Origin of the sequence: Streptomyces sp. NPDC006510, assembly GCF_040611955.1 — a bacterium.
In the GTDB taxonomy this organism is placed as follows: Bacteria; Actinomycetota; Actinomycetes; order Streptomycetales; family Streptomycetaceae; genus Streptomyces.
Genome location: NZ_JBEXPH010000220.1, coordinates 1 through 12335, shown reverse-complemented (window position 1 = coordinate 12335; position 12335 = coordinate 1). Strand labels below are relative to the sequence as shown.

General features: G+C 74.6%; 4 protein-coding genes. All 4 read left to right on the top strand.

Annotated elements, in window-relative coordinates; translation table 11 throughout:
• On the top strand, positions 1–2965 hold a 2965-nt coding region (locus ABZY11_RS37965; protein WP_356483533.1), incomplete at its 5' end, for an amino acid adenylation domain-containing protein.
• A complete protein-coding gene (locus ABZY11_RS37960) occupies positions 2962–6942 on the top strand; it encodes an amino acid adenylation domain-containing protein (RefSeq protein ID WP_356483532.1) in 3981 nt (1326 codons plus the stop codon). The genes ABZY11_RS37965 and ABZY11_RS37960, both read left to right, overlap by 4 nt.
• Positions 6943–6947: 5 nt before the next feature.
• Positions 6948–10244, top strand: a complete 3297-nt coding sequence (locus ABZY11_RS37955) for an amino acid adenylation domain-containing protein (protein WP_356483531.1) — start codon at positions 6948–6950, stop codon at positions 10242–10244.
• Positions 10241–12280 (top strand): beta-ketoacyl synthase N-terminal-like domain-containing protein, encoded by a 2040-nt coding sequence (locus tag ABZY11_RS37950; protein ID WP_356483530.1) that lies wholly within the window; start codon positions 10241–10243, stop codon positions 12278–12280. Before ABZY11_RS37955 ends, ABZY11_RS37950 begins: the two co-directional genes overlap by 4 nt.
• Positions 12281–12335: the final 55 nt, after the last annotated feature.

Sequence of the window (12335 nt, the reverse complement as noted above, 5' to 3'; positions counted from 1 at the left end):
CGCCGGCGCCGCCTATCTGCCCGTGGACCCCGCCCACCCGGCGGAGCGCATCCGCCGGGTCCTCGCCGAGGCCGCGCCGGTGCTCCTGGTCACCGAACCCGGCGCCGCGCCCCTGGAAACCGGTCTGCCGACCCTGGTCCTCGACGAGGCCGCCCGGTCCGGGGAGCCGCTGCCGCCGGGCGGCCCGGAACCCCATGACGCCGCCCATGTCATCCACACCTCCGGCTCCACCGGCACCCCCAAGGGCGTGGTGGTCACCCATGCCGGTGTGGCCGCGCTCACCCGGAGCCTGGTGGACGGCCTCGCACTGGACGCGGACAGCCGGGTGCTCCAGCTCGGGCCGCCCTCCTTCGACATCTCCGTCGGAGAGCTGTGCCTGGCCTTCGGCTCGGGCGGAACCCTGGTGCTGCCGCCGCCGGGTCCGCTCGTGGGCGAGGACCTCGGGACGGTACTGACCGAGCGGCGGATCTCCTGCGCGTTCGTCCCGCCGTCCGTGCTCGCGACCGTGCCGGCCGGACCGCATCCGGATCTGCGCGCCCTCGTCGTCGGCGCCGAGGCCTGCCCACCGGAGTTGGTGGCCCGCTGGGCCGCCCCGGGGCGGCGCTTCCACAACGCCTACGGGCCCACCGAATCGACCGTCGTCGCCACCGTCTCCGGACCGCTGGAGGCCGACGGAACGGTGCCGCCCATCGGCACACCGGTGGCGGGCACCACCGCCTACGTCCTCGACGACCGGCTCCGTCCGGTACCGGCCGGGGTCGGCGGTGAGCTGTACCTGGCGGGCCCCGCGCTCGCCCGTGGCTACCTGGGACGTGCCGCGCTCACCGCCGAGCGGTTCGTCGCCGACCCCTACGGTCCGCCCGGCAGCCGCATGTACCGCACCGGCGACCTCGCGCACCGCGACGACAACGGCAGCACGTACTGCCTCGGGCGCAGCGACGAGCAGGTGAAGCTGCGCGGTCTGCGGATCGAGCCGGGTGAGATCGCCGCCGCGCTCGCGGAACACCCCACCGTGGAAAGGGCGGTGGCCGTCGTACGGAGCGACCGGGCCGGCACCGCACAGCTCGTCGCGTACGTGGTGCCCGCGCGGGGAGCGGAGATCGACGAGGGCGCGCTGCTCCTGCACGCCTCCGGGCGGCTGCCCGCGGCCATGGTCCCGGCCGCCGTGGTGGCTCTGGACGCGCTGCCGCTGTCCTCGCACGGCAAGCTCGACCGGTCCGCCCTGCCCGCGCCCGCCCCTCGGACCGCGGACACCGTCCGGCTCCCCGGGTCGGCGCGTGAGGAGATCCTCTGCGGGCTCTTCGCCGATCTCCTGGACCTCGAACAGGCCGGTGCCGACGACGACTTCTTCCGGCTCGGCGGCGACAGCATCATGGCGATCCAGCTCGCCGCCAGGGCGCGGGCGGCCGGTCTGGTGCTCTCGCCGCACGACGTGTTCACCGTACGCACCCCGGCCCGGCTGGCCGTGCTGGCCCGCACGCCCGACGACGACGCGCCGGAGGAGGAGGACACCGGAACCGGGCGGCTGCCCCTCACCCCGGTGATGCATTGGTGGCGCGAACAGAGCGGCGACACCGCCACGTTCACCCAGTCCATGCTGTTCCCGCTGGCGCACGGCACCGGACTCGCGGCGATCGAGGAGGCCGTCTCCGTACTGACCGAGCGGCACGCCGCGCTGCGGATGCGCCTGGTGCGCGACGACGACACCGGCTGGGAGCTCCAGGTGCCCGAGGAGAGCGCACCCGCCGGTGCGCGAGCCGTCCGGGTGGCCGTGCCGGCGGACGCCGATCTCCACTCCCGGGCGACGGAGCTCGCGCGGCGCGTCACGCTGCGGCCCGAGGACGGCGAGATGGTGCGGGCGGTGTGGCTCGACCCCGGTTCCGGCCGGCCCGGTGCCCTGCTGCTGACCGTGCACCATCTGGCCGTGGACGGATTCTCCTGGCGGGTGCTCGGGCAGGCGCTCGCCGCGGCGCTGGACCGCCGTCCGGAGGGGAACGTCGCGCCCGCGAAGACGGCTTCGTTCACCCGCTGGTCCCGGCTGCTCTCCCGGGAGGCCGGGCTACGGCTCGATGAACTCCCTTGGTGGAAGCGGCAGTTGGCGGACGACACGGCCCGCCTCACCGACGGTCCGGGGGCGGCCGGGCGCCGGGAGACCCTCACCTTCGAACTGGACCCCGGGCTCACCCGCAGTGTGCTCGTCACCCTGCCGGGCGCCTTCAACTGCCGTCCCGACGCGGTGATGCTGACCGCCCTGACCGCGGCGGCCGTCCAGCGCCGGGGCACCGGTTCCGCGCTCGTCGTCCACCTGGAGGGCCATGGGCGCGAGGCCATCTCCGCCCCGGTCGATGTGTCCGGCACCGTGGGCTGGTTCACCACGCAGTACCCGGTCCGCCTGGATGTCGGTGCCGCGTCGGTGGCGCCCGGCGGTCAGCCGGGAGAGGCCCTGAAGTGCGTCAAGGAGCAGCTGGGGGCGGTGCCCTCCGGCGGGCTCGGCTGGGGTCTGCTGCGCTACCTCAACCCCGGGACCGGGCCGGCACTCGCCGCGCTCCCGGCGCCCGATGTCCGCTTCAACTATCTGGGCCGGTTCGGCGCGAGCGACGCGGCGGGCGGGCGGCTGTTGGAGCCCGGCCCGGACGCCGTGCCGCTGGCGCATGCCCTGGAGGTGGATGTGCTGGCCCGTGAGGAGAACGGCGAGCCCGTTCTGGAGGCGAGCTTCTCCTACCCGTCGGGGGTGTTCACGAAGGACGAGATGGGCGCGCTGGCCCGGGCGTGGTCCGAGGCGCTCGGTGTCCTCGCGGACCACTGCGGGCCGGACGACGGAGCCGTCCACGCCCCGTCCGACTTCCCGCTCGTCGACCTGACCGGGGACCAGCTCGAACTCCTCGCGCAGGAGATGGACTTCGGCGACCTCGACGCCGGCCTCGACGACACCGGCTCCACCGGCGGCGAAGGGGAGCGACGATGAACGCGCGCATCGCGGACGTGCTGCCGCTCTCCCCGTTGCAGGAGGGCCTGCTCTTCCACGCCGCCCGGCAGACCGACGGCCCCGACCCCTATCTGGTGCAGGCCCGATTCCTGATCGGCCCCGCGATCACCGGGAAAACGGTACGGGCCTCGGTCGCCGCGCTCCTGGACCGGCATCCGAATCTGCGAGCCTGCTTCCGGCACGAGCGCCTGGACCGGCCGGTCCAGGTCGTGCCGAAGGCGGTCCGGGTGCCGTGGACCGAAGTGGACCTGACGGGTCTCGCCCCGGACGAGGTGGATGTGCGCACCGAGGAGGTGCTGCGCGAGGACGCGGCGCTCCGCTTCGACCTGGCCCGCCCACCGCTGGTCCGTGCCACGTTCCTGCGGCACGGCACCGGTGCCGAACTGATCGTGTCCTTCCACCACATCCTGCTGGACGGCTGGTCGATGCCGGTCGTCGAGCGGGACCTCGCCGCCCTCGTGGCGGGCCGGCCGCTGCCGCCCGCCGCGCCCTACCGGGACTACCTGGTGTGGCTGGGCGGTCAGGACCGGCACAAGGCCGAAGCGGCGTGGTGCGAGTCGCTGGAGGGCCTGGAACGGCCCGCGCTGCTGGCCCCCGCCGGACCGGACACGGCGCCGGACCGTTCACGGCTGTGGCTGACCACCGGCCTGACCGAGAGGCTGGTCCGGCGGGCCGCCTCGGCGGGCGTCACCCTCAACACCCTGGTGCAGGTCTCCTGGGCCCTGGTCCTGGCCAGGCTGACCGGATCCCGCGATCTCGTCTTCGGCGCGGTCGTCTCGGGGCGCCCGCACGACCTGCCCGGTGTCGAGTCCATGGTGGGCCTGTTCATCAACACCCTGCCGGTACGGGTACGGCTGCGGGACGGCGAGCGGGTGGACGAGCTGCTCCGCCGGATCCAGGACGAGCAGTCCCGGCTGCTGGAGCACCACCACGCCCGAGCCGCCGAGGTGCAGCGCGCCGTGGGGGCCGGTGAGCTGTTCGACTCGATCATCGCCTTCGAGAACTTCCCCCGGGGTTCCGGGAGCGACGAAGGCTCCGGCGCCGTCCGCCTGGTGAAGGTGACGGACGCGACGCACTACCCGGTCACCATCGCGGCGGTCGCCGAGGACCGGCTGCTGCTGTCGGTGAGCTGCCGCCGGGGCATCTCGGCGACCGCGGTCACCGAGCGCCTGGCACACGTACTGGAGCAGCTGGCCCGCTCGCCGCAGACACCGGTGGAGGACATCGACGCCCTGCCCGCGGCGGAGCGGCACCAGCTGCTGGCCCTGGCCGACGGCCCGGCCCGCACGCCCGCCGCACCTGCCACCCTGACCGGGCGGTTCGCCGCCCAGGTGGCCCGTACGCCGGACGCACCGGCCGTCGACACGGACGGCGAGACCCTCAGCTACGCCGGGCTCGACGCCGCGTCGGACCGGCTGGCCGGCCGCCTCGTCCGGGCCGGTGTGGCACCGGGGCACACCGTGGCCCTGCTGCTGCCCCGCTCGGCGTCCCTGGTCGTGGCCCAGCTCGCGGTCCTCAAGGCGGGCGCCTGCTGGCTGCCGCTCGACCCGGCGCACCCGGCGGAGCGGCTGGCCCGGCTGATGGCGGCGGCAGCCCCCGCCCTGGTCCTCACCGCGGGGACGGGTCCGGCTGCCGCTGTGCTGCCCGCCGGTACCGCGGTGCTGGACGTCACCGAGGTGTCCGGGCCCGCACCTTTCGCCGGTGTCCCCGACCGTCCCGGGTCCGCCGCCTGCGTGATCTACACCTCCGGCTCCACCGGAGAACCCAAGGGGGTGGTCGTCCCGCAGCAGGCGATCACCGAACTCGCCGCCGACGGCCGCTTCGCGGGCGGTGCCCACGACCGGGTGCTGCTGCACAACCCGTACACGTTCGACGCCTCGACCTACGAGGTGTGGATCCCGCTCCTGAACGGCGGGACCGTGGTCGTGGCCCCCGCCGAGGCGGTCACTCCCGAGCTGCTGGAGCGGGTGGTCCGGGAACGGCGGGTCACCGCGCTGATGCTCACGCCCGAACTGCTGCGCACCGTCGCGGAGATCGCGCCCGAGGCGCTGGCCGGGCTCCGTGAGGTGTGGTCCGGCGGTGACGTCCTCGCGCCCGACACCGTGCGCCGGATCCGGGAGCACTGCCCGGGCACGGTGGTCGTCAACGGCTACGGCCCCACCGAGACGACGGTGTTCGCCACCGCGCACACCGCCACCGCCCAGGCCACGGATCGGCCGGGGGCCGTCCCCATCGGGCGTCCTCTGGACAACACCCGCGCCCATGTCCTGGACGCCCGGCTGCGCCCCGTCCCGGTGGGCGCCACCGGTGAGCTCTACATCGGCGGCAGCGGTCTCGCCCGGGGCTACCTCGGGCGGCCGGTCCCCACCTCGGAGCGGTTCGTCGCCGATCCGTACGGGCCGCCGGGCAGCCGTATGTACCGCACCGGGGACCTGGCCCGCTGGACGCCGGACGGTGCCCTGGAGTTCGCGGGCCGGGCCGACGACCAGGTCAAGGTGCGTGGTTTCCGCGTCGAGCCCGCCGAGGTCGAGGCCGCGCTGGCGGGCTGTCCCGGCGTGGCGCGGGCCGTGGTCGGTGCCCGGCGGGACGCGGCGGGCGGCAAGCTACTGGCCGCCTGGCTGGTGTTGGCGCGGAGCACAAACAACGGTTCCGGTGCGCGCCCGGACCAGGAGGAGCAGTGGGACCACACCCTCGCCCGGGTCCGGGAGCATGCCGCCCGGCAGCTACCGGCGCATCTGGTGCCGTCCCGGTGGGCCCGGATCGACGAGGTGCCGCTCACCCGCCACCAGAAGGTCGACCGGGCCGCGCTCCCCGACCCCGGCCCCACCGGGGAGCCGGTGGCGCACCGGGCTCCGCGCACCCCGCGCGAGCGGGAGCTGTGTGCCCTGTTCGGCACGGTGCTCGGCATCCCCGCGGTCGGGCCCGACACCGACTTCTTCCGGGCCGGCGGCCATTCGCTGACCGCGCTGCGGCTGAAGTCGAAGATCGAGACGGTCCTCGGCGTACGGCTCCCGGTCTCCGCCCTGTTCGACGCGCCGACCCCGGCCGGTCTCGCCGCCCGGCTCGACACGCCGCCGTCCGCGAACGGTTCCGCTCCGCGGATACCGCTGCGCCCCGCCAAGCGCCCCGGGCCCGCTGCGGCGTCGGACGGGCCGCACCACAACAGCCTGGAGCATGTGCTCACCCTGCGGACCGGCGGCGACCGCACCCCGCTGATCTGCGTGCACCCGGGGCTCGGTCTCAGCTGGTCGTACGTGAACCTGCTGCCGCACCTCGATCCGGCCCGCCCGGTGCACACCCTGCAGAGCCCGGCGCTGCTGAACGGTGTCGGCGATCTCCCGGACACCCTGGACGAGATGGCGGAGCTGTACCTGCGCAGTGTCCGTGAACTCCAGCCGCGGGGACCGTATCTGCTGCTCGGCCGGTCCTTCGGCGGTCCGCTCGCCCACGAACTGGCGGTGCGGCTGCGCCGGGCCGGCGAGGAGGTCGGGATGCTCGCCGTGGTGGACGCCATGCCGATGCCGGACAGGCTCAGGCGCAATCCCCCGGATGCCGCCGCCGTCGAGGACGAGATGCTGCGCATCATGCTCCACGCCCATGCCCCGGAGCTGCCGTTGCCGGCCGGGCCGTTGGAGCGGTCCGCGGTGTTCGCCAAGGCCCACGAGGTGGCCTTCGACGGCCTTTCCGAAGCCCGGCTGCACACCCTCGTCGACGCCGGGGTGCATCACACCCGGCTCGTGCGGGAGTGGCGCCCGTCCCGCTACGAGGGCCGGATGACGCTGTTCTCCGCCACGCACGACGACTGGCCGACCACGACCGAGAAGACCGAGACCTGGCAGCGCGTGACCGCCGCGCTCGATGTACACGAACTGGACTGCGGTCACAGCGACGTACTCACCCCGGGCCCGGCGGCCGAGATCGCCGCGGTCCTCGAAACCGCCCTCCGAGGGGACTGAGAACCATGACCGTCGACGCCGTCGAGCTCATCGACCTCTACGCCGGGGAGGGCGGCGGGGACGAGGAGTACGAGTTCCCCGCCTCCGACGCCCAGAGCCGACTGCTGGTCCTCGACCAGCTGAATCCGGGCTCCCCCCAGTACAACGTCCCGGTCGCCTTCACGGTGCGCGGGCCCTTCGACACCGACGCGTTCGGCCGCGCGCTGGACGCGCTCGTCGCCCGCCACGAGGCGCTGCGGACCGTCTTCCGGACCGCCGACGACGGCACCCCGGCACAGCGCGTCTCGGCCGTCGGACGGGTGCCGCTCACGGTCCGGCGGGACGTGCCCGCCGCCGGTGCGGACGCCCTGGTGCGCGCCGAGGCCGCGCTCCCCTTCGACATCGCCGCGGGACCGCTGCTGCGCTGCACCGTGTGCGCCGTCGACGACGGCAGCCACCGGGTGCTCCTCGTCGCCCATCACCTGGTCTGCGACGGCTGGTCGCTCGGCCTGATGCTGGAGGAGCTGTCCGACAACTACCGGCACGAGGCCCGGGGGACGGTGTACCGGCCGTCCGAACTCCCGCTCCAGTTCCCCGACTACGCGGCCTGGCAGCGGGAGCGGGCCGCGGACGGGGCGTTCGAGGCGTCCGTGGATCACTGGGTCGACCGGCTGCGCGGCGCGCCCATCGCCATGGAACTGCCGCTGGACCGCCCGCGCCCACCGGTCCGCACGGCCGCGGGGGGCACCGAGCGCTTCCTGCTCGGCGCCGAGGTCAGGGAGCGTCTGGCCGAAGTGGCCGCGGCCCAGGGCGCCACCCCGTTCATGACGATGTTCGCGGCGTACACCGCGTTCCTCTCCCGTCTCTCGGGCGGCGAGGACCTGGTCGTCGGCTACCCGTCGTCGGGGCGTGAGCGGCCCGAACTCCAGGAGATGGTCGGGATGCTGACCAACACCCTGGCGATGCGGGTGGATGTGTCCGGTGACCCTTCGCTCGACGAGCTCACCAGCCGCGTCCGGGCCTCGATGCTGGCGGCACAGCCCCACCAGGACGCGCCGTTCGAGGCGGTGGTCGACACCCTCGCCCCGGTCCGTGAGACCAGCCACGACCCGGTGGTGCAGGTGGCCCTCAGCTACGAGGACGAGGCCGCGCCGGATCTGCGGCTGGCCGGTGCCACGACCGAACGGCTCGCCCTGACCCTGGACACCGCGAAGTTCGACTTCCATCTGTTCATGGAGCGTTGGGGCGCCGGACTCGCCGCCCAGTTCATCTACCGCAGCGACCTGTTCGACGCCGCGACGGTCCGCCGCTGGACGGACAACTTCCGCACCCTGCTGGCGGGGCTCCTCGCGGACCCGTCCGCACCGCTGTCCTCGGTGGAGCTGGTCCCGGCCGACGAACGCCGGCGGACCATCGCCGGCGCCGACCGCCTCGCGGAGGCCGCACCGCTGGACCGCCTGGTACCCGACCTGATCGCCGACCGGGCGGCGGAACACCCCGATGCCACGGCCCTGGTCTGCGGCGATCTCCGCCTGAGCTACGCCGAACTGCTCGCCCGTGCCGACGCGCTGGCCGCCCGGCTGCGCGGCGCCGGGGTGCGGCCCGGCTTCCGGGTCGGTCTGTTCCTGCCCCGCTCGGCCGACCAGGGCATCGCGGCCCTCGCCGTGCTGCGCGCGGGCGGCGCATACGTACCGCTGGATCAGGCCCACCCGGAGGCCAGGCTCCGCCACATGGTGGAGAGTTCGGGCACCGGACTGCTGCTGGCCTCCCGGGAGACCGCGGAGAAGGCGGCGCGCCTGGAGGTGCCGTGCATCCGGGTCGACCGCCCGGCCGTCACGGACCCCGTCGCGCCGGGGTCCGCCGCGACCGGCACCGCACCGGCCCCCGAGGACCTCGCCTACGTCCTGTTCACCTCGGGCTCCACCGGCGTCCCCAAGGGCGTCGCCATCGAGCACCGGGCGCTGGTCAACCTCACCCGGGCGGTCCGGAACTCCTTTCCGGTCGAGGCCGGCGACCGGGTGCTGCAATTCGTGTCGTTCGGCTTCGACGTCGCCGTGTCCGACCTCTTCTTCCCCTGGGTGGCCGGGGCGGAGCTGCACATCCCGCGGGAGGACGAGCGGATCGGCGAGGCGCTGCTGGAGCGGTTGCGGGACTCCCGCATCACCTATGTGTTCCTGCCGCCGTCCGCCGCGATGCTGCTGCCCGACCTGACCGGGCAGCTGCCCGAGCTGCGGACCGTCGCGGTCGGCGGCGAGGCGTGCCCGGCCGAACTGGTCGAGCGGCTCGGCGCGCCCGGACGGCGGATCGTGAACGCGTACGGTCCCAGCGAGGTGACCGTCTACGCGACCACCGGGGACCTCACCCCCGGCGAGCCCGTGGTGCTCGGCGGCGCCGTGCCCGGGGCCCGGGTCTACGTCCTCGACGAGCTGCTCCGGCCGGTCCCCGCCGGGGTCGCCGGTGAGATCTACGTGGCCGGTGCGTCGCTGGGCCGCGGCTACATCGGCCGGCCCGGCCTGACCGCCGAACGGTTCGTCGCCGACCCGCACGGCGCACCGGGCACCCGGATGTACCGCACCGGTGACCTCGGCCGGATCGACGCGCAGGGGCTCATCCACTACCTCGGGCGCTCCGACCTCCAGGTCAAGCTGCGCGGCGTGCGCATCGAACTCGGCGAGATCGAGACCCTGCTGGCCGGTGCGCCGGGCGTCGCCCTGGCGGCGGCCACCGTCCGCGGCACGGGCACCGCCCAGCGGCTGGTGGCGTACGTCGTGGGCCGGGACGGGGCGGCGCCCCCGGACGCGGAGCTGCGCGCCCATCTCGCCCGGCGGCTGCCCGGGTCCATGGTGCCCGAGGTGTTCGTGCGCCTGGACGAGATGCCGCTCAGCAGCAACGGCAAGATCGACCGGGCCCGGCTCCCGGAGCCCGCCACCGTGCGGTGCCGGCCGGACGGCTCGACCACCGTGGCGGGTACCGCGACCGAGCAGCTGGTGGCCGGCTTGTGGGCCCGGGTTCTCAATCTCGAACTCGTTGCCGTGACCGACCACTTCTTCGATCTGGGCGGCAATTCGATCCGGCTGCTGAGCGTCCTGTCCGCCCTGCGCGAGCTGGGCACGTACGGCGAACTCAGCCTGGTCGACCTGTTCCGCCACCCCACCGTCAGCGCCCTCGCCGCCCACCTCGACCGGGCGGCCCTCGGGGCCCTGGCCGGGGCTCCCGACACCGCCCCTCCCGCCGACACTGCCGCCGCGCGCGGCGGTGACCGGCACGCACGACGCACCGCCGCCGCCCGACGACTCAGCTACCGGAAAGGCTCCACACGATGACCGAGAACGCCAGCGCCGCCGAGCCCCTCGCAGCCGACTCCGCGATCGCGGTCGTCGGGATGAGCGGCCGTTTCCCCGGCGCCCCCGACCTGGACACCTACTGGGCGAACCTGCTCGGCGGGCTCTGCTCGGTGACCGAATTCACCGAGGAGGAGCTGATCGCCGACGGCGCCGACCCGCAGGAGGTGCGCGGCCGCGACTACATACCGGCCAAGGGCCATCTCGCGGACGCGGACCGCTTCGACGCGGAGCTGTTCGGCGTCAACCGCACCGAGGCCGCGGCCCTCGACCCCCAGCACCGGCTGCTCCTGCAGACGGCCTGGTCCGCGCTGGAGGACGCCGGGCGCAGCCCGCTGGGCGAGTCGGCACGTACCGGCGTGTATGTCGGCGGCGGCCCCACCGAGCACATGCTGGCCGCGCAGACCGACCCGCGGCTCGCCGCGTCCATCGGGGCGCTCCAGGTGCGCATCCTCACCGACCGTGAGTTCCTCGCACCGTGGATCTCCTACCGGCTGGGCCTGGAGGGCCCGAGCCTGACGGTGCAGACGGCCTGCTCCACCTCGCTGACGGCGGTGCACCTCGCGGTGCAGTCGCTGTTGCTCGGCGAGTGCGACACGGCGCTGGCCGGAGGTGTCGCCGTGGACACGGTGCGCAAGCGGGGCTACGTCCACCAGCAGGGCGGCATCTACTCGCCGGACGGCCGCTGCCGGCCCTTCGACGAGCGGGCCGGCGGCACCGTCCCCGGCAACGGGGTGGGCGTGGTCGTGCTGCGCCGACTGTCCGACGCGCTCGCCGACAACGACCCGATCAGGGCGGTCATCCGGGGCAGCGCCATCACCAACGACGGAGCCACCAAGGTCGGGTTCACCGCGCCCGGAGTCGACCAGCAGACCGCCGCGATCGTGGAGGCCTGGGCGGCGGCCGGTCTCGATCCGGCGGACGCCCAATACCTGGAGGCGCACGGCACGGCCACCGCGCTCGGTGACCGTATCGAGGCGGCGGCGGCGACCGCGGCGTTCAAGGGGGCGCTCGGCACCGAGCGGATCGGAATCGGCTCGGTGAAGTCGAACATCGGCCATCTGGACGCCGCGGCGGGCGTGGCCGCGCTGATCAAGTCGGTGCTCATGCTGGAGCACGCGACCTTGGTGCCGAACGCCGACGCCGGCCGCCCGCACCCCGAACTGGGCTTCGACGACTCGCCGTTCCACCTGGTCGGACGGGCAACCGCCTGGCCGGAGCCCGAACTCGGTCCCCGCCGGTCCGGGGTGAGCTCGGTCGGCATCGGCGGCACGAATGTGCACGTGGTCCTGGAGGAGGCGCCCCGGCGCACCGCTGCCGAGCAGCCGGAGGCCCAGGGCGCACCGGAGGTCCTGCTGCTGTCCGCCCGCACCCGGGAGGACCTCTCCGCGATGGCCGGCCGGCTGGCCGGGGCGCTGCGGGCTCCGGGGGCCCCGTCCCTCGCCGACACCGCGTACACGCTGTACCTGGGCCGTGCCCCACTGGCCGTGCGCGGCTATGTGCGGGCCGGGGACCGGGCGGGGGCGGCGGACCTGCTCGCCGAACTGGCCTCGGGCGGTGCGGTGGGCCTCGGCGGGCCCGACCCGCTCGGCGAGGCCTGGCTGGCGGGTGAGCAGGTGGTGCGGGAGGGCGCCGGCCGACGGGTCGCTCTGCCGTCCTACCCCTTCGCCGGCGAGAGCCACGGCGCGTACCGCCTCGTACCGGTCGCGCCGGGCGGCGAGCAGCCGGAGCAGGGCGGCCGTACCGCCGACCTGGAGCAGGACGTCCGCGCGCTGATCGCCGAGGCCCTGGGCCTGGCGGACGCCGACGACCCGGAGATGACGTACTTCGCGGCCGGCGGCGACTCCCTGACCGCCGTCCACCTGGTCGGCTGCCTCCGGGACGACTTCGACCTCGATGTGCCCATCACGCTCTTCCTGGAGCAGCTGACGCTGCACGAGATGGCCCGTCGGATCGTCGCGGCCCAGGACGGTGACGACTCCCTCGACGCTCTGCTCTCGGAGTTCGAGGCGGAGTGAGTGAGTACGGCGCACAGGGCTTGGGCCCCGACCCGGAAGTGGGTCGGGGCCCAAG

Excerpts from the sequence above, each read along its gene's own strand:
- ABZY11_RS37960 (WP_356483532.1), top strand. The coding sequence starts at position 2,962 with ATGAACGCGCGCATCGCGGACGTGCTGCCGCTCTCCCCGTTGCAGGAG.
- ABZY11_RS37950 (WP_356483530.1), top strand. The coding sequence starts at position 10,241 with ATGACCGAGAACGCCAGCGCCGCCGAGCCCCTCGCAGCCGACTCCGCG.
- ABZY11_RS37955 (WP_356483531.1), top strand. The coding sequence starts at position 6,948 with ATGACCGTCGACGCCGTCGAGCTCATCGACCTCTACGCCGGGGAGGGC.